Below are 17,909 nucleotides of genomic sequence, written 5' to 3'. Positions count from 1 at the left end.
CTTTTTAGTTTTTATGCTTTTTAGCTTTTATGCATTAAATTATATAAATTTATGATTCTATTTTCAATGATATTATTCAAAAAAAAAGAAAAAGTACCGAAAATTCAGTACTTTTTATGAATGGGAGGAAATTAACCGTTCTTTTAGGACACGGCGTAAAATTTTTCCGGTCGTATTTTTTGGAAGTTCGTCTAAAAACTCGATTGAACTAGGGACTTTATATTTGGCAAGATGGCGGCAGCAATACTCGATTAACGCTTCTTCCGTTAACTGCGGGTTTTTCGAAACGACAAACCCTTTTACCGCTTCGCCGTAATCGGGATCCGGCACGCCAACCACCGCTGCTTCGACCACATCCGGATGGCTGTACAGCACTTCTTCTACTTCACGCGGATAAACGTTATAGCCGCCGACAATAATCATTTCTTTTTTGCGATCGACAATATAAAAATATCCTTCCTCATCCATTCTCGCTAAATCCCCGGTGTGGAGCCAGCCGTCGCGGAGTGCATGGGCGGTTTCTTCCGGCATTTTATAGTAACCTTTCATCACGTTTGGACCGCGGACAACAAGTTCGCCGACTTCCCCTACCGGCACTTCCTCGCCAAATTCGTTGACCACTTTGTTTTCCACGTTCATAATGCTTGTCCCAATCGAACCGGGTTTACGTGGGCGATCGAGCGGGTTAAAGCACGTAACCGGCGATGCTTCTGATAGGCCGTAGCCTTCCGAGACAATGACGTTGAATTTTTGCTCGAAATTTTTTAACAATGCGACCGGCATCGATGAGCCGCCGGAAATGCAGAGGCGCAATGTACGGAAGTCTTCCGCGCTTCCTCCCTCATATTGATATAGAAAATTATACATCGTCGGCACGCCGGCAAAAATGGTCGCTTGTTGTTCGCGGGCAATTTGAAAAATTTTCGCCGGACTAAACTTCGGAACAATGAGGACGGTTCCTCCGTTCATCAGCGGTGCATTCAGAGCCACCGACAAACAGAATACGTGGAACATCGGCAGCGTCGCAATCACGCGATCGTTTTCATCAATTTTTAAGTAATTGGCAATATCTTGGGCGTTGCTATATAAATTTTTATGTGTCAGCATCGCTCCTTTCGGCTTTCCGGTCGTTCCTGACGTGTACAAAATCACGGCGACATCGTCATCTTGCAGCTCCGGACCTTGGAAATGCACATCACCGGATTGCAGGACGTCTGCAAACGATTTCATTGATTCCGGCAACGAAATCCCTTTTTCCTTTCCTTGCGGCGTCTCGCAAATGATCACCTGCTTAAGAAGCGGCAGGCTCCCTTGCGCCTGGGCAAACATCGGAACAAGCAAATCAAGCGCGATAACCGCTTTCACATCTCCGTTCAATAAAATATATCCGATTTCATCCGGCGTATAAATCGGATTGATCGGAATGACCGTCGCCCCTAACCGCAGCGCTCCGTACAAGCCGATGACAAACTGCGGCGAATTTCCAAGCAGAAGCGCAATATGGTCGCCTTGACGGATTCCCATATTATATAAGCCGCTTGCGAATTTAGAAATGGCGGCATTCAGTTCCCCGTATGTACTGCGTTCCCCTTCAAATACATACGCTGTTTTGTCAGGTAGCTGCTTGGCTACTTCTGCCAATCGTAACGATAAATTCATTAAGCTCCCTCCCCAAAAATAATGAATGAATTATCATTCATTTTATAATTAAAAAAATTCTAACTAAACTAATTATAAAAAAAAATAAAAAGAGAGGGCAAGAAAAAGTTGGCCCTCCTTCTCCAAGCTCCAATGGCCCCGTTAACCCGAAGATAGGAACATTTATATCATTCTTTTTCCCACACAAGACCTGTTTTCGCTAGCTGTATTTTTCCGGAAAATTGCCGCCCGGCTTCTTCAACAAGCTGCGCATGATCGCCAAAATGCGGCAAATGAGTAAGCCACAGTTCCGCTACGTCGGCGTCGCGGGCAATGGTGGCTGCCTCTTCGCTTGTCATATGGCCAGCGGGTGCAGCGTTTTGTCCAGCGTAAAAATTGCATTCACAAATAAGCAAATCGGCATTTTTCGCAAACGGGGCAAATTCCGGCAAATAGCTGGAGTCTGCCGTGTACACGACCGTTGCTTCCCCTGCTGCAATCCGCATTGCATAACAAATCACCGGGTGCACGGTTTTCATAAACGTGATGTGAAACGGTCCCACTTGAAGCGGCTCTTCTGGATGATAGGCGATTCCTTTCGTCATTCCTTCGTGTGTTAAACGGGCAAATTCTCCTTGATCATATGGATGGCCGTAAATCGGCAGCACAGGCAGATCCGTGCCGAGATTTTTCTTAATGAGGCGAGCATATTGCAGCGGACCGATATCGGCAACATGATCATGATGATAGTGAGAGACGACGACAGCATCCAGTTTTTCTACCGGCACGTAATTTTGCAGTTTGGACAAGACACCGCTTCCACAGTCAACGAGCAACCGAAAATCGTCGTGTTCAAACAAATAACCGGACGTTGCTTCATTGGCGGCCGGAAATCCTCCCCAATAGCCGATGACGGTAACTTTCATACGTCCCCTCCTTTATGTATTCCTCTTTTACCATCATACACCAATTTCATTCGTTTTGCATCTTTGTTGAAATTTGTTTTAAAACAGTTATTGACAAAATGAATACTGTTATAATACAATACAAGTAACAAAACAACGGAGGCGATCAAAATGTTAGTGAAAGTGTTAGAATTTTTCAAAAATCTACCGCCAAAAAAATGCATGCAATGCGGCAAAGAAATTGAAGAGCAACATGAGTGCTACGGCAACACATGCCCTGATTGTCTTGGTGTCGCTTATCATCAATAAAGCTGGCATCAACCCTTGCGTCACGAATGCCAACTTTATTTGCGACTATCGATCCCCAACTGTAGGCAGATCACCCCTTCTGCCCACAGCCATTAAAGACGCTTCTGTCAAAATGAAGCGTCTTTCTTTTTTATAAAGAAAGCTCCTGAAACATTAGGCTTCAGGAGCTTCCACTTTGTTTTTCAATAGCGTGTAAAACTGGCGATGATGCTGAACGGTAAAGTATATGACCGTGCCAATGATGAAAATTGCCGCAAACAGACCTAAAATTGCCGCGTTATGCCACATAAACGCAAAATCACCAGTAGAAATGGCGGCTTTCAATCCGAATACCGAGTACGTCATCGGCAGCCAGGTGTTAAAATGCTGCAGCGATTTCGGGATGACTTCAAGCGGGAACGTGCCTGCGCTTGTTGTCAGCTGCAAAATCAAAATCACAATCGCAATAAATCGTCCCGGATCGCCAAGCAACGTCACAAGGAATTGGATTAAAGAAATAAACGTAATGCTCGTAATGACCGTAAACAGAATAAATTTAGTAACGCTTTGCACATGGATATCAAGCGCGCCAAGCAATACCGCATCCGCTAACAGCGACTGAAGGATGCCGATCGCAACTAAAATACCGAATTTACTTATAAACCAGCTGATTCCTGACGTTGGCACACCGGCTGGCTCACGCAATGGAAACACAATCGATATGAGCAGCGCGCCGACGAATAATCCTAATGATAGAAAATATGGCGTAAAGCCGGTTCCATAGTTTGGCACATGATGAATGTTTTCATTTTCTTTTTTCACCGGATCGGCAAACATGTTATATACATCATCATTGGCTTTTACGTCGTTCGCTTTTTTCGCACCGTCTTTTAACTTGTCGGCCAACTCCTTCGAACCAGCGTCCAACTTGTTCATGCCGTTCACCAGTTGGTCGGAACCGTTCGACAGTTTATCGATTCCTGCCGACAAGGCTGAAGCACCGTTGTCGAGCTCAGTCATGCCGCTTACCAGCTGTCCCGAGCCAGCGGCAAGCTGATTCGTGCCAGCTGTCAATTTTCCGGACCCTTGCGCAAGCTGGTGCAGACCGGACGATAATTCTCTGCTTCCAGCGGCGAGTTGATCTACCCCCGTTTTTCCTTCCGCTAATTTTTCACCAAACGTCGTCAATCCTTGCACTACTTTTGCCTGTCCGGCCACAAGCGCATCCGCACCGCTTGCTAATTGCTGCTGGCCGGCCAAAAGTTTTTCTACTCCCTCATTCAACGCCAGCTGTCCTTGATGAAGCCCGGCGGCCCCATCGGCAAGCTGGTCTGCGCCAGCTTTCAATGCGGTGGCGCTATTGGCCAGTTCATTTATTCCGCCGGCAACTTCCTTGCTGCCTTGCACAAGCGGTTGTAAATTTTGTTTCATCGTTTGCAATAACGCTTTTTCTGTCGGGTCTGTGGTTTTGGAGATCAAGTCATCTAATTGTGCCACCGCTTGTTCTAACCCTTGGCTTACTTGCGCTGCTCCTGCTTTTGTTTGATCTGCTCCTTGTTTCCATTGTTCCATGGACGATGCAAGCTGGACGGCTCCTTCTTGTAATTTCTGCGCCCCATCCGTTAACTGCGGCATTTTTTCTTTCATCTGTTCCATTCCATTGAGCGACTCATGCAGACCGTCCGACAGCCTTTGCGCGCCAGTTTCCGCCTGTTTCGCTCCCGCTAGCAATTGCGAATGGCCGTCCTGCATTTTCAGAAATCCATCTTGCAATCGCCCAAGCCCCGCACGAAGCTGATCGGCGCCGCTGCTAGCCGATTGCAGTCCGTTTTCAAACGTCAGCGAATGTTCCGCGAGCAGTTTTAAGTTTTTATATAGTTCCGCAGCGCCGTTTTTCGCTGTATGCGCACCTTCCTTTAATTTACCGCTTCCGTCTTTGGCGGAGTGAAGACCGGTTTGCAGCGCTGCTCCCCCGTCTGTTGCCTGTTTCACGCCATCATGCAGCTGATTGGCGCCATCGCTCGCTTGCTCGAGCCCTCCCGCCATTTCTTTCACGTTGTCCAACATCGTTTCCGCGTATGTTTTCGTGACGTTTTTGGCGACTTCTTCTTTAATCTTTTCTACCGCCGAATCGCCGATTTGCGCTGCTAAAAAGTTAAATCCTTCGTTTGGCATATAAATAAGCTTCATCGGTTTCGGCTGTTCGTCTTGCAAAGTCGTTGCGTTTTCGGAGAAGTTTTCCGGTATGATGACGGCCATGTAATATTTTTGCTCTTCCAATCCTTTTTTTGCTTCTTTCTCGGACACAAACTGCCAAGCGAATTTTTTATTTTCCTTTAAGTTGTCGACTAATTCGTCTCCAAGCTTTAGTGTTTCGCCATTGAATTCCGCACCCCTGTCATTGTTGACTACGGCCACTGGCAATCGGTCCAAATGACCGTATGGGTCCCAAAACGCCCATAGAAACATGCCGCTGTATAAGAGCGGGATGAACAAAATGGCGATGATAGGAATGAGCGCTTTTCGATTGCGGACAATCGCCTGTACTTCTTGCCATAATAACGAAATGCCTTTCATTGTTTCCCCTCCTTTGTACAAATGACCATTTTGTCCATTTGGTCATTTTGGATAAAAAAGAGAAGGATTATCTAATTGGACAATCCTTTCAGAAAATAAAGCTCAAATAATTCCGCGATTTTTTCCTTTGGCAGCGGCTCATGATCTTTTTCCCAGTCGACAATGAGAGCAATATACGCTTTTAACATTAAAAACGCAGTAATTTCCGAATCGCATGGACGAATTTCGCCCTTGCGGATCGCCATATCGATTTTTTCGCGAATGAATTCGATAATCGCTCGGTCTAGTTTTTTCAACACTTCTTGGACCGCCGACGTTCCAATGCTCCGCACTTCTTGAAGCAGCTTGGCTGTTAATTGGTGCTGCTGGCGAAACTCCAAAATGCGGTATAAAGCGCGGTGGGCGTTTTCTGAAAAAGGAAGATGCGGATCCATCGCCTGCTCCGCCGCTTCTTTTATTTCGACAATCAGCGAAGAAATAATTTCATCGAGCAAATCTTCCTTGTTTTTAAAAAACGTGTAAATCGTTCCTTTCCCGACATTGGCAAGCTTGGCGATCTGTTCCATCGTTGTCGCCTTGTAGCCGAACTGGGAAAACGATTGTGCCGCCGCTTCGATAATTTGCCGTTTTCGATCGATTGTCATCTTCCTCATCCTTCGGAAATTGACTAAATGGACGATTTGGTCATTACGTACCCATCATAGCATATGAGCCATAAAAAAGAAAGAGGTTAACGTTATTTAGTTAACCTCGGCAAATTTTTTCACATTCAGCTGCAAATAATCGAGCACAGCGCGAACTGCATTTTCTCCTTGATCGATGCAGTCCGGCAACCCTAATCCTTCGTAGGAGCTTCCCGCTAAAAATACGCCAGGAAGTTCTGTAGCCATCTGTTCTTTTATTTTCGCCAGCCGTTCTTTGTGGCCGACCGTATACTGCGGCATCGCCTGTTTCCAGCGGGATATGACAAAAAACTCCGGATGCCCGTTAATGCGCATAATTTTATTTAAATCATCCATCACGACGCGGACGATTTCATCGTCAGATTGCTCGACGATTTCCTCATCGTCCGGACGGCCGACATAACAGCGCAGCAACGCTTTTCCTGGCGGTGTGGTATGCGGCCATTTTTTATGCGTCCACGTGCAGGCGGTAATCGTATAATCGTTGCGACGGGAAACGACAAAGCCCGTTCCGTCAATATCTTGTTCAATGGCGCTTTCCGAAAAGGCGAGCGCGACGGTCGCCACCGATGTGGACGGCACCGACTGAAACGGCGCAAAAAATGTGTAACCCGCAAACATTGTGGGAACAGAGGAGTGCGGTGTCGCAATAATAATGCTGTCCGCTTTCCACTCCTCTCCAGTGCTTAAACGCAGCCGGTATTCCGCTCCGTCCCGCTTCACCTGTTCCACCCGCACTCCTTTTACCACACTGCCTAGTTCCAACCGTTTTTCTACTTCGTCCACCAATGATTGCAGCCCGGTTTTTAACGTTTGAAACGCGCCTTTCCGCTCTTTTTGCGCTTTTGGGGTAGTCCGTTTCGCGCCGAGTATCAGGCTGCCGTGCTGCTGCTCTACTTGAAAGAACTGTGGAAATGTCGACATTAAGCTCATTTGGTCAATATCGCCGGCATAAATACCGGACAGCAGCGGCTCGATTAAATTGTCAACGACTTCATCGCCGAAACGGCGGCGGAAAAATTGGCCTAACGATAAGTCTCCTTCCGCTTTCGTCGGCGGGAGCACAAAATCGAGCGCGGCCCGCAGTTTTCCCAGCGGAGAAAACAATCCCGTCGTAATAAATGGGCCGAGCTGGGTAGGAATTCCCATGACCGCTCCGCCTGGTATCGGATATAATTTGCCGTTTGCTAAAATGTATGATTTTCCCGTCGCGTTATGGACGATTTCGTCTTCTAGCCCCACCTCATGTACAAGTCGGGAAACGCTTGTTTTGCGCGCCAAAAAGGAATCGGGGCCGCGTTCAATAACAAACCCATCACGGATCACCGTTTGCACTTTTCCGCCTAAGCGATGCGTCGCCTCAATCAGCTTGCATTCTAGCGGAAGCTGCTTTTCTTTCACCGCTTTTTGCAAATAATAAGCGGCAGCAATACCTGTGATGCCCCCTCCGATAATCACTACCGTACGTTTTCCTTCACTCACTGTCCATCGCCTTCTTTATAAAAGTTTGATCCGTTTTAATACAACGTTCGCTAACGCATCGATAAATTCCGGATTCGCATTTGGCATTTCCGGACGGTAGTATTTCGCGCCGATTTCCTCGGTTACTTGCTTACATTCGATATCATTGTCATACAGCACTTCTAAATGATCGGCGACAAATCCAACCGGAACATAGACAAATGATGTGTATCCTTTTTCTTTATGCAACTGTCTCGTCAAATCTTGCACATCCGGCCCCAGCCAAGGTTCCGGTGTATTGCCGGCGCTTTGCCAGCCGACCGCATAATGTTTCACACCTGCTTTTTCAGCAATCCACTTCGCTGTTTCTTCCAGCTGTTTTGGATACGGGTCGCCGGCAGTGATAATTTTTTCCGGAAGGCTATGCGCCGATACAATAAGCACCGCTTTTTCCCGTTCCTCTTTTGGCATCGAGGCAAACACTTCTTTTACTTTTTCCACCCAATAATCGATAAATTTCGGCTCGTCATGCCAGCTGTCAATCGTATAAATGACCGGCCCGCCTAACTTTTGCGCCTCCGATTTTGCCCTTTCATTGTACGATTGAATACTGAACGTGGAAAAATGCGGTGCAAGAACGATGCTTACCGCTTCTTCGATTCCGTCTTCGTGCATCTTTCTTACCGCATCCTCTATAAACGGTTCAATATGTTTTAATCCTAAGTACATGCGGAACTCCACATCGTCTTGTATTTCATTGAGTCGATCTTCTAGCTGTTTCGCCTGTTCGAGCGTAATTTTTGCCAACGGCGAAATGCCGCCAATCGCTTTATAGCGCTGCTTTAAATCTTCAAGCAGCTCATCGGAAGGTCTTCTTCCATGGCGAATATGTGTATAGTACCGTTCAATATCCTCTTCTTTGTATGGAGTTCCGTATGCCATTACTAATAACCCGATTTGCTTTTTTGCCATGCTTTCACACCTCTTTATTTTCCCGCTGTATAGTCATGGACAAACGCGGTTAACCGTTTTAGCGTTTCCGGCTGAATGTCCGGGAAAATGCCGTGGCCTAAGTTGAAAATATATCCCGGCTGCTCCATGCCTTCGTCTAAAATTTGCTTCACCCGCTTTTCAATCACTTCCCAAGGGGCAAGCAGCACAGCCGGATCTAAGTTGCCTTGCAGCGCTTTTGTAATCCCCTTTTTGCGCGCCTCGCGAATCGAAAGGCGCCAATCGAGCCCAATCACATCAAGCGGCAGATCATTCCACTCGAGCGCTAAATGGCTGGCGCCGACACCAAACATAATGAGCGGAACGTTTTCCTCGCGCAGCGCGGCAAAAATCCGCGCCATGACTGGCTTAATAAAGGTGCGGTAATCCTCGACATTGACCGCGCCGACCCACGAATCAAAAATTTGAATCGCGCTCGCTCCGGCATGAATTTGCGCCTTTACATAGCGAATCGTCATATCGGCCAGCTTGTCCATGAGCGCAAACCAAGCTTTTGGCTCTGCGTACATAAACGCTTTCGTTTTGTGATAGTTTTTCGACGGGCCTCCTTCAATCATGTAGCTTGCCAGCGTAAATGGTGCGCCGGCAAAACCGATCAGCGGCACGTTTAACTGCTCTGTCGTCAGCAGTTTAATCGTTTCCAATACATATGGCACATCTTCTTCCGGATGGATTTCCCCGAGTTTTTCTACATCGGCGAGCGAACGAATCGGATTGGCAATGACCGGCCCGACCCCTCCTTTAATTTCCACTTCCACGCCAATCGCCGGCAGTGGGGACATAATATCTTTATATAAAATAGCTGCGTCCACATCATATTGTTCGACCGGAAGCCTTGTTACATAAGCGCAAAGCTCTGGTTGATGCGTGATTTCAAACAGAGAATATTTCTCCTTCAGCGCCCGGTATTCCGGCTGTGACCGGCCCGCCTGCCTCATGTACCAAACCGGGACATACTCCGTTTTTTCGCCGCGGCAAGCGCGCAAAAATGTATCTTTCATTGGTTTTACCATTTTCATCCGCCTTTCTTCACTTCCACGATCGATCCTTACAGTTTTCATTACAAACTGGTTAAAAAACTTAATTAACAGCAAAACTACAATTACAACTATACAAGTTTCTTTTTCTAATGTATAGCTAACAAGGGAAACTGTCAAAAAATTGACGATTTATCTACACTGTTCTTTTATCGAAATATATTGTCTGCTCCAAGCTTTTGGCTATGCGCTCCTCCACGTATTATCAAATTTTTTCTTTTCAATTATAACAAAAAAGCTGTCCCCCTCCTACGGGGACAGCTTTTACATTTGTGTCAAATAAGAAACATCGCAACGATCGTCGTAACAATAAGCCCGACGGCAACCGGTATCAAATTGCGCCGCGCCAGTTCAAAAGGGTCGACACCGCAAATAGCGGCAGCCGGAATCAGCGCCCAAGGAACTAATGTACCGCCGCCAACCCAAATCGCGGCAATTTGTCCAAGCGCGGTTAATGTCGCGGCGCCGCCGCCAATCGCGGTGGCAAATAAATGAGCAACAGACCCCGCCAAGGAAATGCCGGAAAATCCCGAACCATCTAAACCGGTTATCGCGCCGACAACCGTTAACGTCACCGCGCCGATTTCATTGTTCAGCGGCACAACATGAGCCAGCGCAATGCCTAAATCGTTCACAATTCCTTGCGACATCTTTGGTAAATATTCTCCGATGATTTTAACAAACCCCGCGTCACCAAGATAAAAAAATGCGGCGATTGGAATCACTGGTCCGAACACTTTAAAGCCAAATTGGAACCCTTCAATGAAATAATTAGTAATCTCCTCAAAACTTTCTTGGCGGTGGGCGAAAATAGAGATGAAAATTAAAATAAAAATCGCTGTCCCGCCAATGAGAGCGGTTGCTTCCCCACCTTGCAAGTGCAGATAAAACATCGCAGCAACGTCGAGGACAAACAAAACTGGTATCATAATCGCCAACAGTTTTTTCACTTGACTGGACAAAAGTTGTCTTGTTTTTTCTAAAGCAGAATCGGCCGTAACGGCAATTTCATGTTCTTCGTTGGCAAAAATTCCTCTTTTCATATCGCGGCGAAGCAGAAGAAAGGCGGTAATCGTCGTGACAACTCCCATGACAAATACGAGCGGAACGCTGGCGGAAATAACATCGGAAACCGGCAGCCCCGCCGCATCGGCGGTCAGCTTCGGCGCTCCTTGAATCACAAAATCTCCCGATAAGGCGATGCCATGGCCAAATAAATTCATCGCCATCGCCGCCCCTAACGCCGGCAACCCGACGCGAATGGCGACAGGCAGCAGCACCGCTCCCACCAGCGCCACCGCAGGAGACGGCCAAAAAAACCAAGAAATGACCATCATCAATATCCCGATCGTCCAATACGCCCATCCGGGAGTGCGAATAAACCGGGTAAACGGCGAAATTATTACGTCATTGATTCCTGTTGCCGTCAGCACTTTGCTCATTGCCACAATGATAGAAATGACTAAAATCGTCGGCAGCAGCTCGGTAATCGCGTAAATAAAGCTGTTAAACACTCCGCTGATCGCCGCGCTCAGCGAATGGGTCGCCGTCACTACCAATAAAAAGATTCCGACGATGCAGACAAGCGATGTATCTTTTCGTGCTATCATAAACCCAATAATGAGCACGATAAACACCAAGTAAATCCAATGCAGCGCTGTCAACTCGACACCCATCGACATTCCCCTTTCTGCTGTATTCCCAACTTGGTAAATGGGACATTTACCTAACTTGGTGTACTACAGCATATGAAAGGAGAATAAAGGTGTGAAACACTTATATATTTTTTCACATGATGGCAAAAATCCCCGCAAAAAGCGGGGGATTGCTTTATCTTTCTTGAATGACCGAATAGGTTTCATGAATCAAAACAGCATCTTCTTCTCTTTCCAACAATAACATCGTTTCGTTCGCATGCATGTGCTTCACTTTTTGCAAATAATTAGTTGTTCCTGTCGTGATATACATTTTTTCATCCTTTTCCCACCTACTTCCGACGTTTGGAAAGATAATGAAACAATAGCCAATAACTAAAAACAGCTCCTGCCACCCATGACGCGATCCATGTCCAGCCGGCATAAAGCAGGAATAAAAACAAGCTGAACACGCTGTTTTGCACGATTAATAAGAAAAAGAGGAGGCGGCATAATGCCTGTTTCCGTACGTCGTTAGGAAGCGGATATAATCGGATCAACATGTTTGTCCGGTAATGGTCGATTAATGCGAATAATTGAAAACCGGTGATGTAAAGAAAAAATAGCGACGCGGCGATTTTTCCGTATTCTGTTGGAACAATATAGAGCAACAACAATCCAATTGCGATTAAGCGAATATAAAGCCCCAAATATCCGCCAGCACGGATCCATGTTCTCACATACAAATAAAGAAACGTATTTTGTTGCCCATACGGAATCATCTCGACGATAAAATCGAGCCAACGTCGCCGTTTCGCCTCCTCTTTCCATTGCGGAACATCGGTAAACATATTGGCGATACGGTAAAATGTGCGTACCGCTTTTGCTTCTTGCTCAATGATCCGCTCCCATTTCCAGCCTTTTTGCTTTGTCTCCTGTTGCAAATAAACAGCGACACCAATGATGATCATCGTTAAAGCAAGCAAAAACAGAACAGGAGCGCCAACAAGCAAAAAGTAAAGAAAAAGGGCATTCATGCCAAAGCGGACCACCATGCTGAGGCGGTGAAAGGACGGTTCAATAAAATAATTTCCTTTCCAGCTGATCCATAAATTCCATCCTTTTAGCATAAGCAGCACGAGAAAAAACAGCCATAAAGAAACGGAGGAAAAACGATGATGAAGCGGCGCAGCCACCAACAAAAGCAAAAGCAGACCATATCCATGCAAAACAAAACTCATGACAAAAGCCTGCTGTATATAGGGACGAAGCTTTGCTTCCGCCGGCAGTAAAAACACGATATCGGCTTCCTGAAACAACGTGCGTATCGAACCAAAAGTCAAGGCAAAGGAAAAGACAACTGCCGCCACCGTGGCGTAAGGAAATGTCGACGGCAGTGTTTGCACCCAACGATGGTAGGCAAGCGCCCCTCCACCTAGAGCGACCATCAATACGAACAATAAATGGCCATTTAGCATATAGCGCAAATAAAGCCGTATGTTTCGTATTTCCTGTCCAAGCCGGTCTCTCCACAACTGCTTTCCGTCCATCATACGCTTTCTTCCTTTGTCAATTCAATATATAATTCATCCAGCGTGCCTGCTTTTGAGCCGAATTGATCACGCATTTCCTCGAGCGTCCCTTTTGCTTTGATTTTCCCATTATGCAAAATGACAAACGAGTCGCAATATCTTTCTGCCGTTGCTAAAATGTGCGTTGACATTAAAATACCTGCCCCTTTTTGCTTCATTCGCTGCATTTGCTCGAGCAACGCATGAATGGCGAGCGGATCTAAGCCAAGAAACGGCTCGTCAATAATATAAAGGGGCGGCTCCACTAAAAACGCGCACATGATCATTACTTTTTGTTTCATCCCTTTGGAAAAATGGGCGGGAAACCATTTTAGCTTTTTTTCCATACGGAATTCTTTTAACAGCGCAGGCAGGCGCCGTTCATATTCCGCCTTGTCGAGCCCGTAAGCCATGGCGGTTAAGCGCAAATGTTCTTCAAGCGTCAATTCTTCATATAAAACCGGTGTTTCCGGAATATAGGTAAACTGCGAGCGGTATGCCTCCGGCTGTTCGGAAAACGTTTTGCCGTTAATCGTAATCGTCCCTTTTCGCGGCTCCAGTAGTCCGATAATGTGCTTAATCGTTGTGCTTTTCCCTGCGCCGTTTAAACCGATTAAACCGACGATCTCGCCGCGGTCGACGGTAAACGACACGTCTTCGAGCACGTTTTGCTTTGTATATCCCCCATATAAATGCTGGACTTCTAAAAGCGCCATCGTCCGCTTCCTTTCCATCCTGAATTGTCAGTTCCGCTTTCATTGTACCAAAGCGGTTCATGTTTTTCCAAAAATTATCTATCCCCCTTTCGCATATATTGCCCCACCCTGGGCATGATAAATAGCGAAGAGGGGATGAGGAGCAAACCAAAAAAGGATTTGATGAATCATCCACTTGAAATGAGGTGTTCACGAAAGACACATTTGTCCAAGTAACACCGTTGTAAAAAGTGAGACAGCGCAATACTCCTTTATAAATGGAGTATTTGCGAAAAACAGGACCATCTTGCCATTGCTGTGAAGCAACGAACCTCTACGCAACGAACAAGGGGATGGTCATCTTGAACAAAGGAAAGCTCACTCTTTAACCATTTTCTTGCAAATGAGGTGTTCATCAAACGCCATTTTGATGAATAATAATCCTCGCCCCTTTTCACCAATCGGGATGTAATCTATCTAGGATTACATCCCGATTTTTTTATGGTAAAATGGAAGAAAAAAATAGGAAAGGTGGCTTTTTCAGTGAGTGATTGCATTTTCTGCAAAATTGTAAACGGTGACATTCCTGCGGCAAAAGTATATGAAGATGAACATGTGCTGGCGTTTCTCGACATCAGCCAAGTGACGAAAGGCCATACGCTTGTTATTCCAAAAATACATAAAGAAAATATTTATGAACTCACTCCAGACGTGGCAAGCCACGTTTTTAGCGCCGTTCCGAAAATCGCCAATGCGATTAAGAAGCAATTCTCCCCAGTTGGTCTCAATTTGCTGAACAACAATGGGGAGCAGGCCGGACAGACGGTCTTTCACTACCATGTCCATCTCATCCCTCGCTACGGCAAAGGCGACGGTTTTGGCGCTGTATGGAAATCTCACGCCAGCGACTATACGTTTGACGATTTGCAAACGATTGCGACGACGATCCAAAAAGGATTGTCCTAAACAAAAGGAAGCGGTTCTCCTCCCGCTTCCTTCTTGTTTTTGGTCGTTATTTTATCGCATCTTGCAAATCTTTATCTTCAATCTCCACTTTCGCATCTTTTATCAGTTTTTCTACTTTGGATTGTACTTTTGCTGAATCCAATTTGCTTCGTTTTACTTCGAATTCAATTTGCTCTTTCATTTCATTAAACGGTTTTTTCTCCTCTTTGTCCGTCACTTTGATAATATGATAGCCATAGTCTGTTTTCACTGGATCGCTGACTTGTCCGACTTTCAGCTTATAGGCCGCATCTTCAAATTCTTTCACCATTTTTCCCGGTCCAAACCAGCCTAAATCGCCGCCATTTGCCGCCGAACCAGGGTCTTGTGAATATTCTTTTGCCAGCTTTGCGAAATCCTCGCCTTTATCAAGCTTTGCCTTGACTTCTTTCGCTGTTTTTTCGTCTTTCACTAAAATATGGCTCGCCTTGATTTTCGGTTTATAGTTTTCGTAGTAGTCTTTTAATTCCTTTTCCGTTACCTTAATATCCTCCACAGCTGCTTTTGTCCGCAACAGATCCAGCTTCACCATATTGCGAATCACTTTTTCCCCATTTTGCTGAACGGCTAAATCGTATTGCGTCCCATACGCTTCTTTTAAGTTTTCGATCTCTCTGTCGATTTCTTTGTCCGTTACTTTGTATTTTTTGCTTAGCACTTTTTCGTGGACAAGGTCGCGAATCACTTCTTTGCCGACGCGAGCCTTCATTTCATTGTAAAATTCTTCTTTCGTAATATTGCCGTCCTTTGTTTTTACAATCACTTCCGAGTCACCGTTATTGCACGCCGATAGAGCAAAAACGGAGGCAACGGCTGCTGCAATCATCCATTTTCTCATTTGCTTCACAACTCCTACACCATTTTTTTTCAAAAAAAATTACAACAATAACTATAACATATTTTCTGGAAAGAAAAAAACCTTTTTCATCTTAGTCATCCGCCCATACACGTGCGTTTGTCTAACATATGATGATGGTGAAGCATTCAGACGGAACCGCTCCTTTTTGAAAGGGGGTGTTATGATGGGCGCACCTTATGCAGGAGGCTTTGCGTTAATTGTCGTGTTGTTTATTTTATTGATTATCGTTGGATGTGCATGCTTATTCTAATGCTAGGCATATGCACAAAAAAGCTGGCAGCACATGCTGTCAGCTTTTTATGTAAATAGCACCTCGAAATAAGAAGAAATTAATAAAATAGTAATAAGGACATTAATCGTTCGAAAGACGCTCGGCTGTTTTTCCTCCGGGATTTCCCTTTGTGCACAAAGACTTGACGTTAGTTGGTTAATAAGAAACAAAATAATCACAGCAAGGGGTATAAAATAAAGCGCCAAACCTCGTTCCCCTCCTTATTCATAGCATACATATTCATGGCTTTTACTTTACAATGTTTCATGTTATAAATCAATATGCTTTTTTGGCGTGAAAATCCTTCCAACTCCAAAAACTTTTTGATTGGTTGATTTTCGTAAATTCGGTAAAATATACTTAACAACTTGTCCATTATATGAAACAAAAGGGGTACATATATGGGAACGCTAGAGGAACGAATCGCCAAGCTAGAATTTCACCAATCATTGCTGATGGAAATGATTGATGAAACAAAAAAACCGTTTTATTATCTTGTCATTAAAGCCAATTTAACAAAAAAAGAAGTCGATGAAGTGCTTTCTCTTTGCAAACAATTAAGCGAAGTATATGAAAAACAAAAAGCGGAAGGGTTGATGGTGTTCACTCCGCTTCTCATTCAATTTGCGGGGATGCTCCATCCAAGCCTTCCGCTCGAGCAGACTGTGGACGCTCTCCTTAAGCAGCAAATGTTCGTTCCGCTGATGAGCGAATTTAAAAAATTAATGAAAACAGTTAGTTAGATTGGCCGGTCAACTCTTTTTCTTTCTCTTCCGCTTTCGCATTTCGTTTCACTAGCTTTCCATCCTGCTCAATAAAGTCTTCTTTAATATTTTCAAATGTCCTTTCAAAAATTTCCATAAAATCATCGCCATAAATGTTGCGAATAATACACATCATTTCTAAAATTTCCGGAAATTTTCCATACAGTTCGCGCAGCGGCAGGGCTCCGTTAAACACCGCATTTTTCGTCGGATCATACGATTCCATTAACTTTAACAACACTTCTTCCCCTTTTTCCGTCAACTCAATATACGTATTGCGCTTATCGTCCTGCTTTTTTGAAAAGGAAAGCAAGCCTCTCTCTTCTAATTTTTTCGAAAAATTAAACGCTGTGGAAACATGCATGACGCCAAATTTAGCGATTTCTGAAATCGATGCCCCTTTAAAATGATAGGCGATCCATAAAATGTGATGCTCATTAATGTTTAAATCAAACGGTTTAATCCACTGCTGCCAGTCCTTTTCGATCGATTTCCAAAGCGCCTTGCTTAACTGAGCAATCCGTTGGCTAAATAGCATCGCCTCTTTTATGGAATAATGTTGCTCTGTCGCTTTCATCGTTCCACCCACTCTTCCCTCACCGTATTTTTTACTTTCCATTATATCAGTAAAATAAAAAGTAATAAAGATAAAAATGTTTATTTTTTTATTTTTATGACAATTCATGCATGTTCATAGTCACAAAAGCGTGAGCATATAGTGAATATTAGGAGGAGAATATGATGACATATGTGCAGTCATTTTTTTTTATCATGTTTTTCCTATTTTTCTGTCTTTTCATAAATACTCTTTTTTCATTAGCAAAAGCAAAAATGTACCCACCGAAAAACCTCTTAAAACAGCGTGCCTTCGTCTATATTGGAATAGCGTTTCTTTTCTTCATCACCGCTTGGCTTCTCCGGTACGTATGAGGTGATAGCAAAAAACCCGACCAAGATGATGATCGGGTTTTTTACCATTTACACGTGCGCTGTTATGTTCATCCGCTTGAGAATCGACGATGCAATTGGGTAGATAATCACCATCACAATCGTATTAATCACGGCCGCCGGCAGGACAACGGCGAGGAATAAAGCAGAAAACGTGGCATTGCCCGGCAACCCGACCAATAGCAGTGCGGCCGTCAGAAAAACCGTGCCGGAAACCACCGTCCCAACCGCCGTCAGCACTGCCGCGGAAACGACAGTTTGACTATATTTTTTCAGCGCTAAGGCAATGGCGAACACAACAAAGGCGGTAATCATCTTATCGACGATATTCGGAATTTGTCCCCCTGGAAAATTGGTAGTCAACGCGGAAATAATTCCAGTCACTATTCCGACAAGCCCTACCGCTTTCATATCTGGAAACAATAAAATCGCCAAAAACATCATCGTCAACATCATATCCGGCTTCATTCCGAAGAAAATCCCCGGAATGACCGCGTGCAATACCGCCCCGATTCCCACTAACAGCGCCAAAGAAACTAATACTCTCGTATTCATGCTCATC

Annotated in this window: 20 protein-coding genes; 5 read left to right on the top strand and 15 right to left on the bottom strand. The window is 45.0% G+C overall.

The features are described 5' to 3' along the window. Nucleotides 1-114: 114 nt before the first annotated feature. Together AC1WMD_RS00815 and AC1WMD_RS00810 are read right to left on the bottom strand one after the other, a co-directional pair. The gene (locus tag AC1WMD_RS00815; protein ID WP_494255757.1) at nt 115-1,659 is read right to left on the bottom strand and encodes a fatty acid--CoA ligase family protein; all 1,545 of its coding nucleotides are present in this window, start codon (nt 1,657-1,659) and stop codon (nt 115-117) included. Nucleotides 1,660-1,826: 167 nt separating this feature from the next. Continuing rightward, a complete protein-coding gene (locus tag AC1WMD_RS00810; RefSeq protein ID WP_043903715.1) occupies nt 1,827-2,564 on the bottom strand; it encodes an MBL fold metallo-hydrolase in 738 nt (245 codons plus the stop codon). 150 nt (nt 2,565-2,714) lie between these two features. On the opposite strand from AC1WMD_RS00810, the gene yhfH reads away from it, so the two are divergent. Next, nucleotides 2,715-2,852, top strand: coding sequence for a protein YhfH (yhfH, locus tag AC1WMD_RS00805; protein ID WP_070104932.1), 138 nt, complete (start codon nt 2,715-2,717; stop codon nt 2,850-2,852). A gap of 153 nt (nt 2,853-3,005) precedes the next feature. Here the strand turns inward: yhfH and AC1WMD_RS00800 are convergent, their stop codons facing one another. From AC1WMD_RS00800 to AC1WMD_RS00760, 9 genes are all read right to left on the bottom strand, one after another. Further along, nucleotides 3,006-5,408, bottom strand: coding sequence for a YhgE/Pip family protein (locus AC1WMD_RS00800; protein ID WP_494255756.1), 2,403 nt, complete (start codon nt 5,406-5,408; stop codon nt 3,006-3,008). A 71-nt stretch (nt 5,409-5,479) separates the two neighbouring features. Then, the gene (locus tag AC1WMD_RS00795; RefSeq protein WP_043903713.1) at nt 5,480-6,052 is read right to left on the bottom strand and encodes a TetR/AcrR family transcriptional regulator; all 573 of its coding nucleotides are present in this window, start codon (nt 6,050-6,052) and stop codon (nt 5,480-5,482) included. Between the two features lie 96 nt (nt 6,053-6,148). Then, the gene (gene hemY / locus AC1WMD_RS00790; protein ID WP_494255755.1) at nt 6,149-7,573 is read right to left on the bottom strand and encodes a protoporphyrinogen oxidase; all 1,425 of its coding nucleotides are present in this window, start codon (nt 7,571-7,573) and stop codon (nt 6,149-6,151) included. Between the two features lie 15 nt (nt 7,574-7,588). Then, on the bottom strand, nt 7,589-8,524 hold the full coding sequence (gene hemH, locus AC1WMD_RS00785; protein ID WP_043903711.1) for a ferrochelatase: 936 nt from the start codon (nt 8,522-8,524) through the stop codon (nt 7,589-7,591). A 14-nt stretch (nt 8,525-8,538) separates the two neighbouring features. Then, entirely contained in the window at nt 8,539-9,576 is a 1,038-nt protein-coding gene (hemE, locus tag AC1WMD_RS00780; protein ID WP_043903710.1) for a uroporphyrinogen decarboxylase, read from the bottom strand. Nucleotides 9,577-9,875: 299 nt separating this feature from the next. Then, nucleotides 9,876-11,276, bottom strand: a complete 1,401-nt coding sequence (locus tag AC1WMD_RS00775) for a hypothetical protein (protein ID WP_494255754.1) — start codon at nt 11,274-11,276, stop codon at nt 9,876-9,878. 154 nt (nt 11,277-11,430) lie between these two features. Further along, entirely contained in the window at nt 11,431-11,568 is a 138-nt protein-coding gene (locus AC1WMD_RS00770; RefSeq protein ID WP_186003979.1) for a hypothetical protein, read from the bottom strand. A 19-nt stretch (nt 11,569-11,587) separates the two neighbouring features. Continuing rightward, nucleotides 11,588-12,787 carry an ABC transporter permease gene (locus AC1WMD_RS00765; protein ID WP_494255753.1) on the bottom strand — a complete coding sequence of 400 codons (1,200 nt, stop codon included), beginning with the start codon at nt 12,785-12,787 and terminating at the stop codon, nt 11,588-11,590. Next, entirely contained in the window at nt 12,784-13,521 is a 738-nt protein-coding gene (locus AC1WMD_RS00760; protein ID WP_043903707.1) for an ABC transporter ATP-binding protein, read from the bottom strand. Before AC1WMD_RS00760 ends, AC1WMD_RS00765 begins: the two co-directional genes overlap by 4 nt. Before the next feature lie 522 nt (nt 13,522-14,043). Here AC1WMD_RS00760 and AC1WMD_RS00755 point away from each other — a divergent pair. Beyond that, nucleotides 14,044-14,466 carry an HIT family protein gene (locus tag AC1WMD_RS00755; protein ID WP_043903706.1) on the top strand — a complete coding sequence of 141 codons (423 nt, stop codon included), beginning with the start codon at nt 14,044-14,046 and terminating at the stop codon, nt 14,464-14,466. A gap of 46 nt (nt 14,467-14,512) precedes the next feature. Here the strand turns inward: AC1WMD_RS00755 and AC1WMD_RS00750 are convergent, their stop codons facing one another. After that, a complete protein-coding gene (locus AC1WMD_RS00750) occupies nt 14,513-15,343 on the bottom strand; it encodes a peptidylprolyl isomerase (protein ID WP_043903705.1) in 831 nt (276 codons plus the stop codon). Nucleotides 15,344-15,527: 184 nt separating this feature from the next. Here AC1WMD_RS00750 and AC1WMD_RS00745 point away from each other — a divergent pair, with 184 nt between their 5' ends. Further along, complete coding sequence (locus AC1WMD_RS00745) at nt 15,528-15,614, top strand: YjcZ family sporulation protein (protein ID WP_088124104.1); 87 nt, start codon at nt 15,528-15,530, stop codon at nt 15,612-15,614. A gap of 47 nt (nt 15,615-15,661) precedes the next feature. Here the strand turns inward: AC1WMD_RS00745 and AC1WMD_RS00740 are convergent, their stop codons facing one another. After that, nucleotides 15,662-15,841 carry a hypothetical protein gene (locus tag AC1WMD_RS00740; RefSeq protein ID WP_043903704.1) on the bottom strand — a complete coding sequence of 60 codons (180 nt, stop codon included), beginning with the start codon at nt 15,839-15,841 and terminating at the stop codon, nt 15,662-15,664. 195 nt (nt 15,842-16,036) lie between these two features. Here AC1WMD_RS00740 and AC1WMD_RS00735 point away from each other — a divergent pair, with 195 nt between their 5' ends. Next, a complete protein-coding gene (locus tag AC1WMD_RS00735) occupies nt 16,037-16,378 on the top strand; it encodes a YhaI family protein (protein WP_043903703.1) in 342 nt (113 codons plus the stop codon). Here AC1WMD_RS00735 and AC1WMD_RS00730 read toward each other — a convergent pair. Then, a complete protein-coding gene (locus AC1WMD_RS00730) occupies nt 16,371-16,976 on the bottom strand; it encodes an HTH-type transcriptional regulator Hpr (RefSeq protein WP_186003904.1) in 606 nt (201 codons plus the stop codon). The genes AC1WMD_RS00735 and AC1WMD_RS00730 overlap by 8 nt on opposite strands. Before the next feature lie 161 nt (nt 16,977-17,137). Here AC1WMD_RS00730 and yhzF point away from each other — a divergent pair, with 161 nt between their 5' ends. Continuing rightward, nucleotides 17,138-17,329, top strand: coding sequence for a membrane protein YhzF (gene yhzF, locus AC1WMD_RS00725; protein ID WP_494255752.1), 192 nt, complete (start codon nt 17,138-17,140; stop codon nt 17,327-17,329). Nucleotides 17,330-17,377: 48 nt separating this feature from the next. Here the strand turns inward: yhzF and AC1WMD_RS00720 are convergent, their stop codons facing one another. Next, entirely contained in the window at nt 17,378-17,902 is a 525-nt protein-coding gene (locus AC1WMD_RS00720) for a tryptophan transporter (protein ID WP_043903700.1), read from the bottom strand. Between the last annotated feature and the right edge of the window lie 7 nt (nt 17,903-17,909).

The organism is Parageobacillus sp. NEAU-HV-2 (assembly GCF_059115485.1).
Note: the sequence above shows the minus strand (reverse complement) of the source record. Positions and strands in the feature narration are given on the sequence as shown.